This window comes from Nocardioides hankookensis (assembly GCF_042658885.1).
Classification (GTDB): domain Bacteria; phylum Actinomycetota; class Actinomycetes; order Propionibacteriales; family Nocardioidaceae; genus Nocardioides; species Nocardioides hankookensis.
The window spans coordinates 56582-77206 of sequence record NZ_JBHSRJ010000009.1 but is presented as its reverse complement, the minus strand read 5'-3'; the positions used below and the strand labels follow the sequence as shown (position 1 = coordinate 77206).

The window sequence follows — 20625 nt, the reverse complement described above, 5'->3', positions numbered from 1 at the left end:
GCGATGGGCCATCCTGAGGCCGTGACGAGCTGTGGTGGCTGCGGCGCCTCGGGACAGCCCGCGGGCGCGCGGTTCTGCCATGCCTGCGGGTCGACCCTGACGGCCGTCACCTGCCCGACCTGCCACGCCGAGGTGGTGCCGGGCGCCCGGTTCTGCAGCACCTGCGGTGGTGCCCTCGGCGCCGTCGTCGCGGCTCCCTCGCAACCGGTCGCGTCGCGCCGCATCACCAGCGTGCTCTTCGGCGACCTGGTCGGGTTCACGGCGCTCGCGGAGACCCGCGACCAGGAGCAGGTCCGCGAGCTGCTGTCGCGCTACTTCGACGAGTGCCGCGCGATCGTCGCGCGCTACGGCGGGACGATCGAGAAGTTCATCGGCGACGCCGTGATGGCGGTGTGGGGCGTCCCGACCGCGCACGAGGACGACGCCGAGCGCGCGGTGCGCGCCGGGCTCGAGCTGGTCAACACGATCGCGGCGATGGGCTCCGACATCGACGTCCCCGACCTCGCGATGCGGGTCGGGATCGTGACCGGTGAGGTCGCCGTCACCATCGGCGCCGAGCACCAGGGCATGGTCGCGGGCGACGCGGTCAACACGGCGTCGCGGGTGCAGTCGGCCGCCGCGCCCGGGCAGGTGTGGGTCGACGAGACCACCCGGCTGCTCACCTCCTCGGCGATCACCTACCTCGACGTCGGCAGCCACGCCATGAAGGGCAAGGCCGAGCCGGTGCCGCTCTGGTCGGTCCGCGCCGTGGTCGCTGCGGTCGGTGGCGCGCAGCGTGCCGACGGCCTCGAGGGACCCCTGGTCGGTCGCGACCGCGAGATGCGCGTCATCAAGGAGCTCTTCCACGGCATCGAGCAGACCCGCCGGCCCGCCCTCCTCGTCGTCGACGGCGAGGCCGGCGTCGGCAAGTCCCGGCTCGCGTGGGAGTTCGAGAAGTACGTCGACGGCCTGAGCGCCGACGTGCGCTGGCACACCGGGCGCTGCCTCTCGTACGGCGAGGGCGTGGCGTTCTACGCGCTCGCCGAGGCCATCCGGGCGCGCCTCCAGGTCGTCGTCCACGGCGACACCGGCGCCGCCGGTGACGAGGACCAGACCCGGCTGATCGCTGCCGGCCTCGACCTGCTCGTCGAGGACCCCGACGAGCGCGCCTGGCTGGAGCCCCGCATCGCCGCCCTGCTCGGTGTCGGCGCGGTCGGCTCGTTCGGCCGCGAGGACCTCTTCGCCGCGTGGACCGCCTTCCTGGCCCGGGTCGGTGGCGACGGCACGCCGGTCGCGCTGCTCGTCGACGACGCCCAGCACGCCGACGACGGCCTGCTGCACTTCGTCGAGCACCTGCTCGCGGTGGGCGAGTTCCCGTGCTTCGTCGTGCTGCTGACGCGGCCCGGCCTGATCGAGGAGAACCCGGCGCTGGCCACCAACCGGCGTGCGACCGTGGTCCACCTCGAGCCCCTCGGGCCGCCGGAGATGGGGCAGCTCCTGGACGGCCTGGTCGCCGGGCTCGACGACCACGTGCGCAGCTCGCTCGTGCAGCGCGCCGAGGGCATCCCGCTCTTCGCGGTCGAGACGGTGCGCTCGCTGATCGACCGCGACCTCGTCGTACCCCGGGGCGGGCAGTACGTCCTGGCCGGCGACGGACCGCTCGACCTGGACGCCGTCGGGGCGCCGGCGTCGCTGCAGGCCCTGGTCGCGGCCCGCCTCGACAAGCTCCTGCCCGACCAGCGCCGGGTCGTGGACCGGGCCAGCGTCATCGGGCGTGGCTTCGCCCTCGAGACCATCGCGGACCTGTGTCCCGACGTGGCGGACGTCGACGCCGTGCTCGCCTCGCTGGTGCGGCTCCAGCTGCTGCGCCAGGAGTCCAACCGGCTCAGCTCCGAGCTCGGGCTCTACCACTTCGTGCAGGCCGTGGTCCGGCAGGTCGCCTACGGCACCCTGGCGCGGCGGGACCGCAAGGCCGGGCACCTCGCCGTCGTGGCGCTGCTCGCCGGCGAGGACGACGCCTCGGGCGAGGTCGCGGCGATCGAGGCGCAGCACCACCTGGAGGCGATCGACGCGGTACCCGAGGACGCCGACGTCCCCGAGCTCACCGCGCGGGCCATCGTGCTGCTCCGGCTGGCGGCGGCGCGGGCGGCGGCCCTGGGTGCGCCCCTCGAGGCCGCGAGCCACCTCCGGGTGGCGCTGGACCGTGCCGCGGACCCGATGCTGCGCGCGAGCATCGAGCTCGAGCTGGCGCGGGTGCTCCGCGACACCGCCGACATCGAGGGGTGCATCAGGCACGCCGAGTCGGCGAAGCAGGCCTTCGAGGCCGCCGGCGACGAGCTCAGCACAGCCGCCGCGGTCGCCCAGCTCGCCTACGGGATCGGCACTGGCCGGCACGACTACGAGACGTCGATCGCGATGGCGGAGGAACGGTACGACGCGCTGCGCGGACGCCTCGACGCCGTACCCGTGCTGCTGGAGCTGCTCAAGGTGCTCACCGGCCTCAAGCTGCGCACCAGCAGCAGCCTGGGGGACGTCGCCGAGGAGCGGGCCCGGCTGGCCGAGGTGGTCGGCTCGCCGGACGAGGTCGCGGACAGCTACAACGGGCTCGCGCTCCACCACATGCTCACGGGCACGCGCGGCATCGGCCGGATCATCTTCGAGGCGGCCGCCGAGATCAGCCGTCGCCACCACCTGCCTGCCGCGCTGACCCGTTCGCTGGTCAACCTCAACGTGTCGTGGACGCCCGACGACGCGTCTCGCGCCGTGGAGTTCGGCCGCGAGGCGCTGGTCGTCGGTCGCCAGTCCGGCTCCGTCTACGCCCACTCGAGCGCCGGCTCCAACCTCGCCCTCGCCGCGCTCGTGTCGGGCGAGTGGGACGAGGCCCTGTCGGCGGCCGACGAGGCCGTGATGGACGTCCCCCTGGCCGAGCTCGTCCGCGCCCGCATCTCCCTAGCCCGCGGCATCGACTGGCGGCCCGGCCTGGGGGTCTCGCCCGAGGACACCGGCGACGACCTGTCCCTGCGCTGCTTCGTCGAGATCGTGGGCGCGCTCGACGCGCACCAGGCCGGTCGACCCTCGGCGGCGCTGGCGCGCCAGGCCGCGGAGACGGCGTACGCCGTGACCGAGCTCTACGACGACTTCTCGATCATCTGGCTGGTCGGCACCGAGCTCGCCTGGGCCGCCGGCGACCGCGACGAGCTCACGCGGATGCTGGCCATCGTCGACGACCACCGCGGCAGCAACGAGCCGATCGGCGTCGGCGCCCAGCGAGCACGGCTCGCCGGACTCCTGGCCGCCGAGGCCGGTGACGACGCGACCGCGGAGGAGCAGCTGCGCAGGGCGCTCCGGCTCGCGTCGACCTGGCGCGCGGAGCCCACCGCCGCGCAGTGCCGGGTCGAGCTCGCGGCGCTCCTGCAGCGTCAGGGCCGCTCGACCGAGGCGGAGGAGGAGGCGGCCCTGGCACGGGTGACCTTCGAGCGCCTCGGCGCGACGGCCTGGCTCGAGTCCCTCAGCGGGGCAGCCACGCCCGGTCGATGACGGTGATCCTGCCGCGCCCGAGCTCGACGACGCCCTCGGACACCAGGGCCTGGAGGACCAGGTTGACGCTGGGGCGGGTGCCGCCGACCAGCTCCGCGAGCTGCTCCTGGGTGAGCGGCACGACGACCGGGCCGTCGGCGGCGCCGTACAGGTCGGCGAGCTCGGCCAGCCTGCGGTGCACCCGCTGGTCGAGGCTGTCGTACGTCGCCTCCAGCAGCCGCGCGGAGAGCTCGTCGATGCGTCCCGCCATCAGCGCGAGCAGCAGCTGGTCCGCCGCCCGGTGCCGGGCCCGGAGGTCGCGGAACTCCGCCGCCGACAGGGTCAGGCACTCGGCCGGCTCGAGCGCGATGATCGTCGCCGACCGCACCCGTGGCCGCCCGTCGAGCAGCGACAGCTCACCGAAGTAGTCACCCGGCCCGAGCAGGTTGATCGTCGCGTGGTCGCCGTCCGGCGTGGAGACCCGGACGGCCAGGCGCCCCGCCGCGACCAGGTGCAGGCTGTCGGACGGATCGCCTTCGTTGACGAGCACGTCGCCGCGCGCGTACGAGCGGCGCCGGGCGGCCCGCAGGATGCGCCCGCGCTCCTCGGTGTCGAGCGCGGCGAGCAGCGGCCAGTCCATGGGGAGAAGTCAACCAGTGTTGTGTCGGCTGGCGGACAGAACGAGCCGACCGACCTCGGCAGAGTGGTGCGCACCGGGAGATCCCCGGCCCCGGAACCAGGAGGACCCCATGAGCACTCTCATCAACCCGAACGTCGGGGGACGCGTCCAGCCGCGTGGCGACCTGGACGTCCGCATCTGAGCGACGCGTCGCGCGGCCTTCGCAGGCTCAGTCCGAGCTGGTGGTGAAGTCGATGAGCTCCTCGACCCGGCCCAGCAGGGCCGGGTCGAGGTCCTGGTAGGACGAGACCCGGCTCAGGATGTGCTGCCAGGCGCGGGCGGTGTCGGCCTGGTCGCGGTGCGGCCAGCCCAGCTGCTGGCAGACGCCCTTCTTCCACTCGATGCTGCGCGGCACGTCGGGCCAGCGCTGGAGCCCGAGCCGCTCCGGCTTCACCGCGGCCCAGATGTCGATGAACGGGTGGCCGACGATCAGCACGTGCTTGCCGACCGGTGACTTCGCGATGCCCTGGGCGATCCGGCTCTCCTTGGAGCCGGGCACCAGGTGGTCGACCAGCACGCCGACCTTCCGCTCCGGCCCGGGCCGGAAGTCGCGCAGGTGCTCGGCGAGGTCGTCGACGCCGCCGAGGTACTCGACCACGACGCCCTCGATGCGCAGGTCGTCGCCCCACACCTTCTCGACGAGCTCGGCGTCGTGCCGGCCCTCGACGAAGATCCGGCTCGCGCGGGCCACCCGCGCCTTCGCGTCGTGGACGGCAACCGAGCCGGACGCCGTACGGCTGGGCTTGGCGGGCGCCGCCGCGCGCACCGGTGCCGTCAGGATCACCGGCCGGCCCTCGAGGAGGAAGCCGGGCCCGAGCGGGAACGTACGGCGCTTGCCGCGCCGGTCCTCGAGGGTGAGCGTGTGCAGGTCGCGGTCGACCGCGACGATCTCCCCGACCCAGTCGGTGGTGACCTCCTCGACGACCGAGCCGATCTCGGCCGGCGCCTCGACGGCGCGGCCGCGCTTGGGGGCGCGCCAGTCGGTGGCCAGGACGTCGGTGCCGTAGCGGTCGCGGGAGCTCACCGACGTCACGCTAGGCGGCGCCACCGACAAGGCCGTGGGGGCGCGCCGTCAGTCGTCGGAGTCGCCCCCGTCACTCTCGCCGGAGGTCTCCTCCGCGGTCTTGCCGCCGAGCACGTCGAGCTCCTCGGGCGACTTCGGGTCGTCCTCGTCGGTCAGCGGCTTGGCGAGCGGGTTGTCGTCGGTGGGCTGCAGGTCCTCGGGGAGGTCCTCGTCCTCGATGGCCTGGGTGGGCTGGTCGTCGCTCATGCCCAGCAGGTACCCGCTCAGACGAGGGGCAACCGCTTCTGGCTGCGCGGGAGCTGCTCGTAGCCCCGGCGTACGGCGGCCGCCAGCTCCTCGCGCGGGTAGGGCCACTCGGCGGCCGCCAGCGCCTCGGCCACGGGTACGCCGCGGGTGGCGAGGTCGCGGATCGTCTCCGCGACGATGCCGATCGCGTTGCGCTGCTCCTCGACGAACTCCCGGTCCACCGGCGCGCCGTGGCCCGGCACCACCACGGTCGACGACGTGCTCAGGCTGAGCACGATGTCGAGGGAGAGCGGCCAGTCCATCGGGTAGCAGTCCTCTCCGAACCCGGGCACGCCGTTGCGGGCCATCGACTCCTCGACGAGGTCGCCGGCGAGCAGCACGTCGACGTCGGGCACCCGCACCACCAGGTCGCCACCGGTGTGGCCGCGGCCGGGGTGCACCAGCTCGACCATCCGGTCGCCGAGGTCGAGGGCGACCGCCGACGAGAAGGGGTGGTCGGCGGGCACGATCTCGGTCGCCTGCACCTCGTCGGCGTGCGGGTCGTCCGGCTCCGCGTCGTACAGGCCCTTGATCCGCTCGCCCGCCGAGACGGTGCGAGCGACGGCCACCTCGTGCGCGTGGATCGGGATGTCGCCGTACGCAGCCCGGAACGCGCCGTTGCCGAAGGTGTGGTCGAAGTGCTCGTGGGTGTTGACCGCGCCCACGACGCTCTGCCCACCGAGGGCGACACCCAGCCGTCGTACGTCGTCGATGACCGCACGGGCGGCCAGCTCGGACGCGTGCGTGTCGACGACGAGCAGGCCGCGCTCCCCGCCGACGAGGGTCACGTTGACGTCGAACCACTCGTGGCGCGCGACCCAGACCCGGTCGGCGATCTCGGTGAAGGTCACCGGGCCAGGGTAGGGGGCAGCCCAGGGATCAGCAGAGACCGGCGTGCAGCCCCCGGCGCAGCATGTCGCCGAGCTCGGTGAGGTCGCGAGCGGTGCGCGCGAACGCGATCACCTGCTCGTGGGCGCCGGTGCTGTCGACCCACTGGATCTTGACGTCTGCGGGGGAGAGGCGGGCGATGCGTACGCCGACGACGTCGGCCGGCCGGGTGCCGGTGCCGAGTCCGATCGCCTGCCGCAGCTCCTCCTGGTGACAGTCGTTGGCGTGCTCGACGGAGCGCTGCAGGTGGCCCCGGTTGAGGTGGTGGACGCGGCTGCGGAACTCGTCGAGCGACACCCGCAGCTGGCGCTCGGGCCGGGCGAGCAGCACGAAGTTGAGGTCGAGCGAGACGACGTGGCGCACCTCGTCGCAGCACTCGCAGTGCTCGTAGCCGGTGCGCTCGAGGCGGCCGGCCAGGGTCAGCGTGTGCTGCCGCTCCGGGCCGCCGCGGGGGCCCAGCCCGCTGGTCACGGTGAGCAGCGCGCTGCTGTGCGCGGCGCCCGCCCGGGCGACGGGGGAGTCCGCCGGGCAGAGGAAGGTCGGCGTACCGCGGTGGTCGGTCAGCCCCAGCTGCTCGTCCTCGCCGACGGCGTGCTCCTCGCCCTCGATGACCAGGCTGACGGAGGCGGGACAGGCCAGGATGCTGCGCGCGTCCGCCGCGACCAGGCGCGGGTCGACCTCGGGACTGTGGTGCTCGGTCGTGGTCACCGCTGGCTCCTCCACTCCGACTCGAAGACTTAGGTAAGCCTAACCTACTCGGAACTTCGCGACGCCGCACCGGGGCTTCCACGATGTGGCCGTGACCGTGGCGGGTACCCTTGGCACTCCGACCCAGCGAGTGCCAGGAGGAGGCGGACGGGTGCAGGAAGAGCGCAGGCTGGCCGTGCTCCGCGCGATCGTCGAGGACTATGTCGCCACCGAGGAGCCGGTCGGCTCCAAGGCCCTCGTCGAGCGGCACGGTCTCGGCGTCTCGCCGGCAACGGTGCGCAACGACATGGCCGCGCTCGAGGACGAGGGCTACATCACCCAGCCGCACACCAGTGCCGGCCGGGTGCCCACCGACAAGGGCTACCGGCTCTTCGTGGACCGACTCACGACCGTCAAGCCGATGAGCCAGGCCGAGAAGCGGGCCATCGCCTCGCTGCTCGACGGTGCCGTCGACCTCGACGACGTCGTGCAGCGCTCGGTGCGGCTGCTCTCGCAGCTGACCCGGCAGGTCGCGATCGTGCAGTACCCCACGCTCTCCCGCTCGACCGTGCGCCACATCGAGCTGGTGGCGCTGGCGCCCAGCCGCCTCCTGGTCGTGCTGATCCTGAGCACCGGCCGGGTCGAGCAGCGCCTGGTCGAGCTCTCCGACGACCTGGACGACGCGGCGATCGCCGAGCTGCGCGCCCTGGTCAACCGGGTCGCGAACGGCGAGGTGATCGCTGAGGCCAACGCGGCCCTCGCGGCGCTCGTGTCCGCCGACGGCCCGGTCGCCCCGGCGACCCAGGCCGTGGTCGAGGCGCTCCTCGACGCCATGTCCGACCACCGCTCCGACGAGCGGATCCTGGTCGGCGGCGCCGCCAACCTGGCTCGGTACGGCGACAGCTTCGACTCCGCCGTACGCCCGCTGCTCGAGGCGCTCGAGGAGCACGTCGTGCTGCTCAAGCTGCTCGGTGAGGCCACCACCGGCGAGCCGATCACCGTCCGGATCGGGCACGAGGGCCCCTACCAGCAGCTCGCGTCCACCAGCGTGGTCGCGGCCGGCTACGGCCCCGGCGAGGAGGCGTTCGCGCGCCTCGGCATCGTCGGGCCCACCCGCATGGACTACCCCGGCAGCATGGCCGCCGTCCGGGCCGTCGCCCGCTACGTCTCCCGGATCCTCGACGAGGCCTGAGCCTCCCAGGATCCAGCCCCCAGCACCCCGCACCAGCAACGAAGGAAACACGTGAGTCAGGACCCGTACGAGCTGCTCGGCGTCGGCCGCGACGCCGACGCCGACGCCGTCAAGAAGGCCTACCGGCGACTCGCCCGCCAGTACCACCCCGACGTCAACCCGGACCCGGAGGCGCAGGAGAAGTTCAAGGAGATCTCCCGCGCCTACGAGATCCTGTCGGACCCCCAGAAGCGCGCGGCCTACGACCGCGGCGGCGACCCGTTCGGTGGGGCAGGCGCCGGCTTCGGCCAGGGCCCGGGCTTCTCGTTCACCGACATCATGGACGCGTTCTTCGGCGGCGCCGGTGGTGCCGCCCAGGGCGGTCGCGGACCGAGGTCGCGCGAGCGGCGCGGCCAGGACGCGTTGATCCGGATCGAGATCGAGCTGGCCGAGGCCGCCTTCGGCGTCGCGCGCGAGCTCGTCGTCGACACCGCGGTCCGGTGCAGCACCTGCGAGGGCGAGGGCGCGGCCCCCGGCTCCCACGCGATGCCGTGCGAGACCTGCCACGGCGCGGGCGAGGTCGCCCACGTGCAGCGCTCGTTCCTCGGTGAGATCCGCACGCTGCGCCCGTGCGCCGCCTGCCGCGGCTTCGGCACGATCATCCCGGACCCGTGCCGCGAGTGCTCGGGCGACGGCCGGGTCCGCGCGCGTCGCACCCTCACCGTCAAGATCCCCGCCGGCGTCGACACCGGCACCCGCGTGCAGCTCACCGGCGAGGGCGAGGTGGGACCCGGCGGCGGCCCCGCCGGCGACCTGTACGTCGAGATCCACGTCGCGCCGCACGAGGTCTTCACCCGCAACGGCAACGACCTGCACTGCACGGTCACGCTGCCGATGACGGCGGCGGCGCTGGGCACGGTGCTGACCCTGCCGACCCTCGAGGCCGACGTGGTGGCCGACGGCGAGGAGCCCGAGACCGACATCGAGACGAGCCTCGACCTCGACGTACGCCCCGGCACGCAGTCGGGGTCCGAGCAGGTGCTCCGCGGACGCGGCGTGCCCGGCCTGCGCGGCGGTCGCGGCGACCTGGTCGTCACCGTCATCGTCGAGACCCCGACCCGGCTCGACCCGCGTCAGGAGGAGCTGCTGCGCGAGCTGGCGGCGATCCGTGACGAGGAGAAGCCGTCGGGACAGGTGCACCCGAGCAACCGGTCGGTGTTCGGCCGGCTGCGCGACGCCTTCAACCAGCACTGATCCGCCCCGGCCATGTCGCTCCCGGTCCACCTCGTCCCGACGCTCGACGGCGTCGCGGTCGGTGACCCGGTCACGGTCGAGGGCGACGAGGCGCACCACGCCGTCGCCGTACGCCGGCTGCGGGTCGGCGAGCGGGTGGTCCTCACCGACGGCGCCGGAGTGTCCGTCGAGGGGCCCGTCGGGTCCACCGGCAAGCGCGTCTTCACGCTGACCGTCGAGTCGGTCGACCGGGTCGGGCCGGCGAGCCCGGAGGTGGTCGTCGTGCAGGCGATCCCGAAGGGGGAGCGGGGCGAGCTCGCGGTCGAGGTGCTCACCGAGATCGGAGTCGCGCGCATCGTGCCGTGGGCGGCGTCGCGCAGCGTGGCGGTCTGGAAGGGTGAGCGGGCCGCGAAGTCCCTGGCGAAGTGGCGCGCGACCGCCCGCGAGGCCGCCAAGCAGGCGCGTCGGTCGTGGTTCCCCGAGGTGGACGAGCTGGCCTCGACGGCCGACGTCACCGCCCTGGTCGCCGACGCGGATCTCGCCGTGGTGCTGCACGAGGCCGCCACGGCGCCGTTCGCGGGCCTCGTGGTCCCCGCCGCAGGCCGGATCGTCGTGGTCGTCGGTCCGGAGGGTGGGCTGGCCGACGACGAGGTCGCGGCCTACGTCGCGGCGGGTGCTGTCTCGGTGCGGCTGGGCGCCGAGGTGCTGCGCACCTCGACCGCCGGGGTCGCCGCCGTCGCCGCGCTGCTCGCGCGTACGCCGCGCTGGGGCTAGCGACCGTCCTGCTCGGACAGCCGCGCCCGGAGCCCGGCGACCAACGTCTCGACGCCGAACGCCCAGACGTTCTCGTAGTCGGCCGCGTCGGAGGCGACCGACCGCACCAGCGGGAACGACTCGGCCGGGAGGGCGTCGAGCCGCGTCTCGTGCAGGTCCCCGCGCGCGACCATGCTGCGCTCCTGGCCGATCATCAGCGCGAGGTAGGCGGCGTTCTTGACCGCTGCGAAGGCATCAGCGGGGCTGAAGCCGGCGGCCCGGAAGGCCGCCAGCGCGACCTCGAAGGAGGCGGTCGCCCGAGCGCCCTGGACCGGGACCTGCTGGAGCGCGTGGAAGGCGCCCGGGTGGGTGGCCGCGATGCCGCCGACCGCGTCGATGAACTCGCGCACCCAGTCGTCCCACGCGATCGGCCCGGTCGGGAGCTTCGCCTCGTCCAGCAGCAGCTCCACGATCCCGTCGGTGACGGCGTCCCGGGTCGGCACGTGGTTGTAGAGCGACGTGACGTGCACGCCGAGCTCGCCCGCGATCTTGCGCAGGGTGACGGCGTCCGGGCCGTCGCGATCGGCGAGCCGGACCGCGGCCTCCAGGATCCGTTCACGCGTCAACGTCGCCATCGCCCACCTCGCCCCTTGACAAACCTACACCGTAGGTTAACAGTACCTACACTGTAGGTCTGCCGAGGAGGACGCATGTCATTCAGCGAAGCCGAGCTCGAGAAGAAGCTCGCCGAGCTCATCGAGCTCCACCAGGTCCCGGGCGCCCAGCTCGCCGTGCTCGACGGGGACACGCTCACCGAGGTGGCGGCGGGCGTCGTCAGCCTCCGCACGGGTGCCCCGGCCACCACCGACGCGCTCTTCCTGCCGGGCTCCATCGGCAAGCTCTACACGGCGACGCTGGTGCTCATGCTCGCCGACGAGGACCTGGTCGACCTCGACCGGCCGGTCCGGACCTACCTGCCCGACTTCGAGGTCCGCGACCCGCACGCTCGGGACACCGTCACGGTGCGGGACCTGCTGCGCCACACCAGCGGCTTCGACGGCGACGTCTTCATCGACACCGGTCGCGGCGACGACGCGTTGCCCCGCTACATGGACGAGATCCGCGACCTGCCGCAGATCTGCGAGCCCGGCAAGATCTGGAGCTACAGCAACAGCGGGTTCGCGATCCTCGGCCGGCTCGTCGAGGTCGTCGGCGACACGGTCTTCGAGACCGCGCTCCGCGAGCGTCTCCTGGACCCGCTCGGCCTGCAGCACTCGGTCGTCTTCCCGGAGGAGGCGCTGCTGCACCCGATGGCGGTCGGCCACGTGCCGGACCCGGAAGACCCGGAGTCGCTCGTGGTCACGCCGCAGTGGGGGCTCTACCGCTCCTGCGGTCCGATGGGTGCCTCGCTGGTGGCCAGCGCGGGCGACGTACTGAGGTTCGTGCAGCTGCACCTCGACGGCGGCGTGGCCGCGGACGGCACCCGGCTGCTGTCGGCCGAGACGGTGGCCGCGGCGCAGGTGCCGCAGATCTCGCTGGTCGACGACACCGTGCTCGGGGAGGCGTGGGGCCTCGGCTGGATCCTGGACCACTTCGGCGACGTCGGCGTGATCGGCCACGACGGGAACTCGCTGGGCCAGAACGCGTTCATGCGGGTCGCGCCCGACCAGCGGTTCGGCTTCTGCCTGCAGACCAACGTGGAGAGCGCGATGACGATGTACCGCGAGCTCGCCGCGTGGCTGTTCGAGGACCGTCTGGGCGTCGCGCCGCGGCAGGACCCGGAGCCGCTCGCGACGCAGGCGGTCGCGGACCCGGCTCGCTACGTCGGCACCTACCAGCGGGAGGGCGTGGCGATCGAGGTCACGGGAGCCCCGGACGGCTCGCTGCTGGCGAGCCTGGTGATCTCGCGGGAGGGAGCCGACACGCAGGACCTGCCGCCCATGGACGACCTGCCGTTGGTCGCCGTGGCGCGGGACGACTCGTTCCTGCTGAAGCTGCCGATCGCCGACAGCGAGCTGCTCGCCGTCTTCTTCAACCCCGACGACGCGTCGGCGGCCCCGTCGTACCTGCACTTCGGCGGTCGGGCCCACCAGCGCGTGAGCGCCTAGCCCCCGAGCAGGACCTCGACCCGGGCGATCTCGGCGTCGAGGTCCGCTCGCTCGCGCTTCGTCAGGTCGCGGAAGACCTCGAGGACCTCCACCCGGTCGTCGACCACCCGCCACAGACCCTCGAGCCAGCCGTCGACGAAGACCGCCATGGCGACGCCGCCGTTGGCGCCCATCCACCGGGTCCGCTTGGTCGGGTCGGTGACCCGGTCGCGGGAGGCGTGGGAGAGCCAGAGGTTGTCGTAGGTGCCCAGGAGCCGCACCGGGGCCGGCGCGTCCTCGTCCTCGACCACTCCGTCGACGACGTCGTAGAGCACCTTGCCGGCCTCGTCCTCGTGGCGCTCGAGGTCCATCGCCGCGAGGACGGGGCCGAGCCGGGTCACGCCCGACCAGGTCGTGACGTCGGCGGCCGAGGCCGGACCGAAGGCGCTCAGGTAGCGCTCGACGATCCGCGGGACGTCCGGCTCCTGGAGGGGGCGGCCGACCCAGTCCTCGAGCGGCGCGTAGACCACGCCGCCCCGGCCCTTCCAGGTGCCTCGCGGCGGCGTCTGCACCAGTGCGTGCGAGAACTGGGGGAGCGGCTCCGGGTGGTTGCGCTGGCCGCGGTCCATCACGGGTTGGGTCCACGGCCGCAGCTCGAGGGCGTCGTCCGGGGTGAGGAGGTGGATGGTGCCGCGCATCGTCAGCAGCCGCACGAGGGTGCGCTCCTCGAGGGCGCGCGTCACGGCGTACGGGTCGAACGTGGCCAGGCGTGCGTGCAGCGAGAGGTACGGCGGCAGCGTCTCCTGCGCCTGGAGCCCGACCAGGTGCTGTGCCATCTCCTCCGGCGTCGCGTCGACGCGCTCCAGGAGGTGCTGCCGTCGCAGCAGCGTGCGGTTGAGCCGCTGCCGCGTCAGTCTCACTGGATGGTGATGCTCTTGGTGTCGACGGTCGGGCCGCCGCCCTCGCCCTCGGACGGGTCGTCGGTCATCGCGACGAACGTGTAGTCACCGGCCGGCAGGTCCGAGACGTCGACCTCGGTCTCCCACGGGTAGAGCTTGTCCATCCACCCGTCCGCGGTGGCGAAGCCCTTCGCGACGACCTCGCCGTCGGCGCCGCCCTTGCGGATCTCCCAGGGGGTCGTGGCCTCGAACGAGCTCGAGACACCGCTGGCCTTGAAAGTACCGTTCGCCGTCGCGCCCTCCTCGGGCGTGGTCACGTTGACCAGGGCGCGTACGTCGATCTCGGGGTCGTTGCTGGGCTCGCCCGCCAGGCCGAAGAGGTCCGCGGGCTTGCCGTCGAGCGTGAAGGCCAGGGGCAGCCGCTTCTGGGCGATGCCCTGGAGCGTGTAGACGGCCTGCTGGGTGGCGAGGCGGGCCTCGTCGTCCGACATCCCGTCCTGGGGCTGGGTCCACGACTCGTCGGGCAGCCCGACGGTGATCTTGTCGTCGCCGATGTCGACGCTCGCGAAGCTCCCGCTCGGGAAGAGCGTGTCGTAGTCGGGGTCGAGGGCGTCGCCGGCGGTCATCAGCGCGAGCGCCTCGACGGCCGGGTTGTCGGACTCCACCTTGCGGAACTCGCGGTAGAGCCGCGGTCCCTGCGGGGTGTCGCCGATGAAGTAGACCGGCACCGTCGTCGTCCCCGCGCCATCCGAGGAGGGCTCGTCCGGGGTCGCGCCGCCGCCGCCGTCGTCGGCCGGGTCTGCGGCCTTCGTCGGCGTGCTGTCGGCCGACGTCGGGTCCGTCTCGTCCCCGCAGCCCGCCAGCCCCACGAGGGCGAGCACGGACAGGGAGGCGAGGGCGGCGAGACGGGTGCGGGAAGACATGGGTCCATCCTTCCGGGCGGCGGTCCTCATCGGACGACGATCGTGCGCGTGTCGGTGAATGTGGACGCATAGCCGTGGTCCGGGTTGCTGACGCTGAAGATGTAGGTGCCGGGAGCCAGACCGGTCAGGTCGACGTCCGCAGACCACGGTGAGAAGGTGCCGCCACCGCGATCGATGTCCACGGCGCCTTCGGCGACGCTCGTCACGGCAGTCGGGCCCTCGAAGATGTGCCATGCCAACGAGCGCAGGCCGGTCCGAGCTCGTCCTCGCGCCGAGATCGACCCCTCGTACTCGTTGCCCTCCGCGGGGTCGCTGATGCTCACCGGGCTGAGCATCGCGCTCTCGGGGGCGGCCTGGTACGGCTCGCCGACCGGCGCTCCGTCGTCGAGCAGCTGGACCGGCAGCCGCTCCCCGACGGCTCCCTGAAGGGTGTAGACCAGCTGCTGCGCGGCGGGCCCGTCCGGTGCGGGCAGTCCGGCGCTGCCGAGCTCGACCTCGATGGCGCCGTCGGTGCGCGCGGCGGAGTCGAACGAACCGGGCTGCCAGATGGTCCTGTAGTCCGGGTCGCTCGGTGGCTGCTGGACCCGGTCCAGCGCCGCCTGCAACCTGTCGTCGCCGGGCACGTCGTCGAACTCGCGGAAAAGACGGGCCTCCCCGGCCGAGGTGTCACCGACGAAGTACACCGGCACCAGCACCGTCGACGTCGGCGGATGCGTGGCCATGCCGTGGTGGTGGCTCGGGTCGACAGGGCCGTGGTCGATCACCGCGACGACCGTGACCGCGGCGGCGGTGGCCAGGACGGTGGCGCCAGCGGCCCACCACCACGGCCGGGCGGCGGCGCGGGCGGGCGACGCCGTACGAGCACGCAGCTCGGCCAGCCGGTCGGTCGGATCGACGTCGGCGACGGCGTCCTCGATCAGGTCGTGGAGATTCACAGCTCCTCCTCCAGGAGAGTCCCGAGGTGGGTGCGCAGGGTGGCGGCGCCGCGCGAGGCGTGGCTCTTGACCGCACCCCGGCTGATGCCGAGGGTGTCGGCGATCTCCGCCTCGGACAGGTCGAGGTAGTAGCGCAGCGCCAGCACCTCGCGCTGTCGCTGGGGGAGCGCCCGGAGGGCGTCGAGCACGGCCGCGCGCCGGTCCGAGTCGGGCACCGGGTCGAAGGAGTCGACCGGCCGGAGCGTGGCGGCGTGCCGCGCGACGACGGCCCGGTGCCGCAGCGCGGAGCGGGACCGGTTGACCACGGCCTGGCGCAGGTAGGCGAGCCCCCGCTCGGGGTCGCGCAGGCGGTCCCACCGGGCGTGCACGGCCACGAACGCGTCCTGCACGACCTCCTCGGCCACGCCCTGGTCGCGGACGAGGAGCACCGACAGCCGCACCAGCCGTCGCCAGTGCGCGGCGTACAGCTGCTCCAGCGCCTGGTCCGCCGTCCAGGCGGGGCGGTCCGTCACCGTCGTCACGGTAGTGCGACGCGCAGGTCGCCCAGGTGGTTTACTCGCCGCAGGAGGGGATCGTGGACTGTCTGTTCTGCAAGATCGTCGCGGGGGAGATCCCGGGCGACATCGTGCACACCACCGAGCGCACGGTCGCGTTCCGCGACCTCAACCCGCAGGCGCCGACGCACGTGCTGATCGTGCCGAAGGACCACTTTGCGAACGCCGCCGAGCTCGCGGCCGGCGACCCGGTCGCCTCGGCCGAGCTGGTCACGACGGCCGCCGCGGTCGCGACGGCCGAGGGGTACGACGACTACCGCCTGGTGTTCAACACCGGTGCGGGCGCCGGGCAGTCCGTCTTCCACACCCACCTGCACCTGCTGGCCGGGCGTCCCATGAACTGGCCGCCCGGATGAGGCGCCTGGCCGCGGCCTGCGCCGCACTGCTGCTGGCCGTCACGCTCGCCGGCTGCGTCCAGGAGGGCAGCGACCGGCGTACCGGTTCGCCCGGCGAGATCCTCAAGCCGCCGGACCCGCCCGGCGTCGAGGCCAAGCAGCTGGCGGCCCTGCCGCCCGGCAAGATGCTCCCGCTCCGCGCCGGTGAGCACCGGATGACCGTCTCGATGCCCGAGGCCTACACGCCGTCCGCCCCGACCGGCGTCGGCACCGACGACTACCGCTGCTTCCTGCTCGACCCGAAGCTCGACAAGGACGTGTGGCTGACCGGCAGCCACGTGCTGCCCGGCAACCCGCAGGTGGTCCACCACGTGATCCTCTTCCGGGTCGACCCGTCGCAGGTCGCCGAGGCGGAGCAGAAGGACGCGGAGGACCCCGACGAGGGCTGGACCTGCTTCGGTGGGACCGGCCTCAAGAACGAGTTCGCCAACATCGACGACGCGCCCTGGCTCGCTGCCTGGGCGCCGGGCGGCGACGAGACCAAGGTCCGCGACGGGTACGGCGTCAGGCTCGCCGCCGGCTCCCGGATCGTGATGCAGGTCCACTACAACCTGCTCAAGGGTGCGGCTCCCGACGTCTCCAGCACCCAGCTGCGCTGGATGAAGGGGTCGACCGACCTGACCCCCGTGCACACCTTCCAGCTGCCCGCGCCGGTCGAGCTGCCCTGCCGGCCCAACCACGACGACAGCCCGCTGTGCGATCGCGACGCCGCCGTGGCCGACGTGATGGCGCGGTTCGGGAGCGCGGGCAACACCAACAGTGCGCTGCACTTCCTGTGCGGCACCGACAAGGGCGAGCCCGTCCCGTCCAACACCACCTCGTGCCTGCGCTACGCGCCGCGCGGGATGACCATCCTCGGCGTCTCCGGCCACATGCACCTGCTCGGCCGCAAGATCAAGATCGAGGTCAACCCGGGGACGCCGGACGCGAGGACGATCCTGGACATCCCGATCTGGGACTTCGACAACCAGGGTTCGAAGCCGCTCAAGGAGCCGCTGCACCTCGACAAGTTCGACACGATCAAGGTGACGTGCACCCACCAGCAGTGGCTGCGTGACCGGCTGCCTGCGTTCGAGGGCCAGCCGGACCGCTACATCATCTGGGCCGAGGGCAGCACCGACGAGATGTGCCTCGGCACGCTCCAGGTCGCCTTCGACGACGAGGTCACGAGCTGAAGGCGTAGTAGACGCGCAGGACGGCCAGCACGACCGGCGTACCGAAGAGCACCAGCAGGCACCACGCCGCGATCCGGTGGCCGGGCTTCGTCGAGTCCAGACGCCCGGCGAAGTCGAGGATCGCGCCCTCGGGGACGTGGTGCGTCAGCCCCATCGCCCGCGCGTGCTCCGGGAGGTGCTGGCCGGCGAACCAGTACGGCGGCGCGTCCTCCGGGAGCTCGGGCTCGTCGCCCCACTCCTCCTCGACGTCGCGGTCGGCTGCCATGCCGGCAACCGTACGCCGCAACTCGTTGGGCCGGGCGATGCCGCTCCCGTAGCATTGAGGGCGACATGACAGACACTCCCTCCACTTCTGGCTCCGCCCAGGGGCAGACGACCCAGCACACCGTCGTCGTACCCAACAGCATCAACATGGTCAGCCTCCTCGGCCCCGGCGACGAGCACCTCCGTGTCATCGAGCGGTCGTTCGACGCCGAGGTCCACGTCCGCGGCAACCGGATCACCTTCCAGGGCGAGCCCGGCGAGGTGGCGCTGGCCGAGCGGCTGCTCGACGAGCTGATCGCGCTGATCCGCACCGGGCAGGGCGTGACCGGCGAGACCGTCGAGCGCGCGCTCGGGATGCTGCGCGCCGAGACGACCGAGCGCCCGGCCGACGTGCTGAGCCTCAACATCCTGAGCAACCGCGGCCGCTCGATCCGCCCGAAGACGCTCAACCAGAAGCGCTACGTCGACTCGATCGACAAGCACACGATCACGTTCGGGATCGGCCCCGCCGGCACCGGCAAGACCTACCTCGCGGTGGCGAAGGCCGTGCAGGCGCTGCAGTCCAAGCAGGTCAACCGGATCATCCTCAGCCGCCCCGCGGTCGAGGCCGGCGAGCGGCTGGGCTTCCTGCCCGGCACGCTGACGGAGAAGATCGACCCCTACCTGCGACCGCTCTACGACGCCCTCCACGACATGCTCGACCCCGAGCTGATCCCCAAGCTGATGGCGGCCGGCACGATCGAGGTCGCGCCGCTGGCGTTCCTGCGCGGTCGCTCGCTCAACGACTCGTTCATCATCCTCGACGAGGCGCAGAACACCACGCCCGAGCAGATGAAGATGTTCCTGACCCGCCTGGGCTTCGGCTCCAAGATCGTGGTCACCGGCGACGTCACCCAGACCGACCTGCCGAGCGGGCAGAAGTCCGGCCTGCGCGCCGTCGAGGAGATCCTCGACGAGGTCGAGGACATCTCGTTCAACCGCCTCACCGCGTCCGACGTCGTCCGCCACAAGCTGGTCGGCAAGATCGTCGCGGCGTACGACGAGCACGACGCGCGCACCGACCTGCGTCAGGCCCGCCCGTGACGATCGAGATCCTCAACGAGTCCGGCCGCGAGCTCGACGTCGCTCGCCTGGCCGACCTCAGCCGCTTCGTGATGGACCGGATGCGCGTCCACCCGATGGCCGAGCTGTGCATCAAGGCGGTCGACGAGCCGACCATCGCGGAGCTCAACGAGCACTGGATGGAGAAGCAGGGACCGACGGACGTGCTGGCCTTCCCGATGGACGAGCTGCGGCCCGGCCTGGTCAACGAGGAGCCCGAGGAGGGCGTGCTCGGCGACCTGGTGCTCTGCCCCGACGTCGCCGCCAAGCAGGGTGAGACCGCCGGCCACGGCACCGAGGCCGAGATCGAGCTGCTGACCGTCCACGGCATCCTGCACCTGCTCGGCTACGACCACGCGGAGCCGGAGGAGCACAAGGAGATGTTCGGTCTCCAGGACGAGCTCCTGGCGGCCTGGCGGGCCCAGTGAGCCCCTGGCCGCTCCTCCTGGCCGCCGCCCTCGTCGTCCTCGCCGGCCTCTTCTCAGCCGCCGACGCCGCGCTGGGCTCGTTCTCCAAGGCGCGGGCCGAGGAGCTGCTCGAGGAGAACCGGCCCGGCGCGCGCCGCCTGGTCGCGCTGCTCGAGGACCCGCCGCGCTACCTCAACACCGCACTGCTGCTGCGGCTGCTCTGCGAGATCTCGGCGATCGTGCTGGTCGCCTACGCGATCGACGAGGCGTACGACGGCTCGTGGTGGCCGGCCGTCCTCACCACGATCGCGGTGATGCTGGTGATCTCCTTCGTCGCCATCGGGGTCGCCCCGCGCACCGTCGGCCGCCAGCACTCCGAGCGGGTGGCGCTCGCGTCCGCGGCGCCGCTGTCGTTCGTGACGGCTGTGCTCGGGCCGCTGCCCAGGCTGCTGATCCTGGTCGGCAACGCGCTCACGCCCGGCAAGGGCTTCCGCGAGGGCCCGTTCTCCACGGAGACCGAGCTGCGCGAGCTGGTCGACCTGGCTGAGGCCTCGTCGCTGATCGAGTCCGGCGAGCGCAAGATGATCCACGACGTCCTCGAGCTCGGCGACACGATCGCGCGCGAGGTGATGGTGCCGCGCACCGACGTCGTCTACGTCGAGCGCCACAAGAACCTCCGCCAGACGATGTCGCTCTTCCTGCGCAGCGGCTTCTCCCGCGTCCCGGTGATCGGTGAGAACCTCGACGACGTCGTCGGCATCGCCTACCTCAAGGACATCGTGCGCCGCGACTTCGAGGCGCCCGACGTCGAGTTCACGCAGCGCATCGACGAGGTGATGCGCCCCGCTCACTTCGTGCCCGACTCCAAGCCCGTCGACGGTCTCCTCTCGGAGATGCAGGCGATGCGCCAGCACATCGCCGTCGTCGTCGACGAGTACGGCGGCACCGCCGGTCTGGTCACGATCGAGGACATCCTCGAGGAGATCGTCGGCGAGATCACCGACGAGTACGACGCCGAGGAGGTCGAGGTCGAGACCCTCGACGACGGTGTCGTCCGGGTGTCGTCGCGCTACCCGATCGACGACCTCGACGAGCTCTTCGGCTTCGACGTCGAGGAGGAGGACGTCGACAGCGTCGGCGGCCTGATGGCCAAGCACCTCGGCCGGGTCCCGATCCCGGGCTCGGTGGTGGAGGCGCACGGCCTCCGCTTCGAGGCCGAGGCGGCGACCGGTCGCCGCAACCGCATCGGCACCCTGCTCATCGCGCGGGTCGCCACCGAGGACGAGTCGGACGAGGACGACGATGAGTGATCTCTCAGCCGAGGACCGCAAGCTGGTGACGCTGGCGCGCGCCACCCGGGCCCGCACGGGAGCGGCCGAGGGCGCCGCCGTACGCGACTCCGACGGGCGCACGTACGCCGCCGCCACCGTCGACCTCCCGTCGCTCCAGGTGTCGGCGATCGGGGTCTGCGTCGCGATGGCCGTCGCCTCCGGCTCGCAGGGCCTCGAGGCGGTCGTCGTGCTCACCGACGCCGACATCGTCTTCCCGGACGACCTGTCCGCGGTCCGCGACTTCGGCGGCGCCGGCGTCGTCGTCCACCGCGGTGACCACCAGGGCGCGATCGCGGAGTCGCTCGGCTCCTAGCCCTGCCACGACGGCCTGCGAGGATG

At 72.7% G+C, this 20625-nt stretch carries 22 protein-coding genes; 11 read left to right on the top strand and 11 right to left on the bottom strand.

Annotated features, from left to right (window positions below; all coding sequences use genetic code 11):
* Positions 1-3: 3 nt before the first annotated feature.
* On the top strand, positions 4-3516 hold the full coding sequence (locus tag ACFPYL_RS19815) for an adenylate/guanylate cyclase domain-containing protein (RefSeq protein ID WP_379158384.1): 3513 nt from the start codon (positions 4-6) through the stop codon (positions 3514-3516).
* Here the strand turns inward: ACFPYL_RS19815 and ACFPYL_RS19810 are convergent.
* The 5 genes from ACFPYL_RS19810 to ACFPYL_RS19790 form a co-directional block, all read right to left on the bottom strand.
* Complete coding sequence (locus ACFPYL_RS19810; RefSeq protein WP_379158380.1) at positions 3488-4135, bottom strand: Crp/Fnr family transcriptional regulator; 648 nt, start codon at positions 4133-4135, stop codon at positions 3488-3490. The genes ACFPYL_RS19815 and ACFPYL_RS19810 overlap by 29 nt on opposite strands.
* A 208-nt stretch (positions 4136-4343) precedes the next feature.
* Entirely contained in the window at positions 4344-5198 is an 855-nt protein-coding gene (locus ACFPYL_RS19805; protein ID WP_379158378.1) for a DUF3097 domain-containing protein, read from the bottom strand.
* Between the two features lie 48 nt (positions 5199-5246).
* Positions 5247-5444, bottom strand: a complete 198-nt coding sequence (locus ACFPYL_RS19800; protein WP_379158375.1) for a hypothetical protein — start codon at positions 5442-5444, stop codon at positions 5247-5249.
* 17 nt (positions 5445-5461) lie between these two features.
* Positions 5462-6334, bottom strand: a complete 873-nt coding sequence (locus tag ACFPYL_RS19795) for an MBL fold metallo-hydrolase (protein WP_379158372.1) — start codon at positions 6332-6334, stop codon at positions 5462-5464.
* A 28-nt stretch (positions 6335-6362) separates the two neighbouring features.
* A complete protein-coding gene (locus ACFPYL_RS19790; RefSeq protein WP_379158370.1) occupies positions 6363-7079 on the bottom strand; it encodes a hypothetical protein in 717 nt (238 codons plus the stop codon).
* Between the two features lie 151 nt (positions 7080-7230).
* On the opposite strand from ACFPYL_RS19790, the gene hrcA reads away from it, so the two are divergent.
* Genes hrcA through ACFPYL_RS19775 form a run of 3 tightly spaced genes read left to right on the top strand, consistent with a single transcriptional unit; the run spans position 7231 to position 10236 of the window.
* Entirely contained in the window at positions 7231-8250 is a 1020-nt protein-coding gene (gene hrcA, locus ACFPYL_RS19785) for a heat-inducible transcriptional repressor HrcA (protein ID WP_379158367.1), read from the top strand.
* A gap of 51 nt (positions 8251-8301) precedes the next feature.
* Positions 8302-9483: a molecular chaperone DnaJ gene (gene dnaJ, locus ACFPYL_RS19780; protein ID WP_379158364.1), complete on the top strand. Its 1182-nt coding sequence runs from the start codon at positions 8302-8304 to the stop codon at positions 9481-9483.
* Between the two features lie 12 nt (positions 9484-9495).
* Positions 9496-10236 carry a 16S rRNA (uracil(1498)-N(3))-methyltransferase gene (locus ACFPYL_RS19775; RefSeq protein WP_379158361.1) on the top strand — a complete coding sequence of 247 codons (741 nt, stop codon included), beginning with the start codon at positions 9496-9498 and terminating at the stop codon, positions 10234-10236.
* On the opposite strand, the gene ACFPYL_RS19770 is transcribed toward ACFPYL_RS19775, so the two are convergent.
* On the bottom strand, positions 10233-10850 hold the full coding sequence (locus ACFPYL_RS19770) for a TetR family transcriptional regulator (RefSeq protein WP_379158358.1): 618 nt from the start codon (positions 10848-10850) through the stop codon (positions 10233-10235). The genes ACFPYL_RS19775 and ACFPYL_RS19770 overlap by 4 nt on opposite strands.
* Before the next feature lie 75 nt (positions 10851-10925).
* Here ACFPYL_RS19770 and ACFPYL_RS19765 point away from each other — a divergent pair, with 75 nt between their 5' ends.
* Positions 10926-12323, top strand: a complete 1398-nt coding sequence (locus ACFPYL_RS19765) for a serine hydrolase domain-containing protein (RefSeq protein ID WP_379158355.1) — start codon at positions 10926-10928, stop codon at positions 12321-12323.
* On the opposite strand, the gene ACFPYL_RS19760 is transcribed toward ACFPYL_RS19765, so the two are convergent.
* From ACFPYL_RS19760 to ACFPYL_RS19745, 4 genes are read right to left on the bottom strand one after another with little or no spacing between them, the layout of a single operon-like run.
* Positions 12320-13222 (bottom strand): winged helix DNA-binding domain-containing protein, encoded by a 903-nt coding sequence (locus ACFPYL_RS19760; protein WP_379158352.1) that lies wholly within the window; start codon positions 13220-13222, stop codon positions 12320-12322. The genes ACFPYL_RS19765 and ACFPYL_RS19760 overlap by 4 nt on opposite strands.
* Positions 13219-14124 (bottom strand): Gmad2 immunoglobulin-like domain-containing protein, encoded by a 906-nt coding sequence (locus tag ACFPYL_RS19755; RefSeq protein WP_379158349.1) that lies wholly within the window; start codon positions 14122-14124, stop codon positions 13219-13221. The genes ACFPYL_RS19760 and ACFPYL_RS19755 overlap by 4 nt, the downstream gene beginning before the upstream one ends.
* A 26-nt stretch (positions 14125-14150) precedes the next feature.
* Positions 14151-15059 (bottom strand): GerMN domain-containing protein, encoded by a 909-nt coding sequence (locus ACFPYL_RS19750; protein ID WP_379158346.1) that lies wholly within the window; start codon positions 15057-15059, stop codon positions 14151-14153.
* The gene (locus tag ACFPYL_RS19745; protein WP_379158343.1) at positions 15056-15571 is read right to left on the bottom strand and encodes a SigE family RNA polymerase sigma factor; all 516 of its coding nucleotides are present in this window, start codon (positions 15569-15571) and stop codon (positions 15056-15058) included. The genes ACFPYL_RS19750 and ACFPYL_RS19745 overlap by 4 nt, the downstream gene beginning before the upstream one ends.
* Positions 15572-15633: 62 nt before the next feature.
* On the opposite strand from ACFPYL_RS19745, the gene ACFPYL_RS19740 reads away from it, so the two are divergent.
* Complete coding sequence (locus ACFPYL_RS19740; protein ID WP_379158340.1) at positions 15634-15969, top strand: histidine triad nucleotide-binding protein; 336 nt, start codon at positions 15634-15636, stop codon at positions 15967-15969.
* Positions 15966-17183: a hypothetical protein gene (locus ACFPYL_RS19735; RefSeq protein WP_379158337.1), complete on the top strand. Its 1218-nt coding sequence runs from the start codon at positions 15966-15968 to the stop codon at positions 17181-17183. The genes ACFPYL_RS19740 and ACFPYL_RS19735 overlap by 4 nt, the downstream gene beginning before the upstream one ends.
* On the opposite strand, the gene ACFPYL_RS19730 is transcribed toward ACFPYL_RS19735, so the two are convergent.
* Entirely contained in the window at positions 17173-17448 is a 276-nt protein-coding gene (locus ACFPYL_RS19730) for a hypothetical protein (protein WP_379158334.1), read from the bottom strand. The two genes, ACFPYL_RS19735 and ACFPYL_RS19730, sit on opposite strands and share 11 nt — an antisense overlap.
* A gap of 65 nt (positions 17449-17513) precedes the next feature.
* On the opposite strand from ACFPYL_RS19730, the gene ACFPYL_RS19725 reads away from it, so the two are divergent.
* The 4 genes from ACFPYL_RS19725 to ACFPYL_RS19710 are packed head-to-tail and all read left to right on the top strand — an operon-like array spanning position 17514 to position 20599.
* Positions 17514-18530: a PhoH family protein gene (locus ACFPYL_RS19725; protein WP_379158331.1), complete on the top strand. Its 1017-nt coding sequence runs from the start codon at positions 17514-17516 to the stop codon at positions 18528-18530.
* Positions 18527-18976, top strand: coding sequence for an rRNA maturation RNase YbeY (gene ybeY / locus ACFPYL_RS19720; RefSeq protein ID WP_379158327.1), 450 nt, complete (start codon positions 18527-18529; stop codon positions 18974-18976). The genes ACFPYL_RS19725 and ybeY overlap by 4 nt, the downstream gene beginning before the upstream one ends.
* The gene (locus ACFPYL_RS19715) at positions 18973-20265 is read left to right on the top strand and encodes a hemolysin family protein (RefSeq protein ID WP_379158324.1); all 1293 of its coding nucleotides are present in this window, start codon (positions 18973-18975) and stop codon (positions 20263-20265) included. Before ybeY ends, ACFPYL_RS19715 begins: the two co-directional genes overlap by 4 nt.
* Positions 20258-20599: a cytidine deaminase gene (locus ACFPYL_RS19710; protein WP_379158321.1), complete on the top strand. Its 342-nt coding sequence runs from the start codon at positions 20258-20260 to the stop codon at positions 20597-20599. The genes ACFPYL_RS19715 and ACFPYL_RS19710 overlap by 8 nt, the downstream gene beginning before the upstream one ends.
* Positions 20600-20625: the final 26 nt, after the last annotated feature.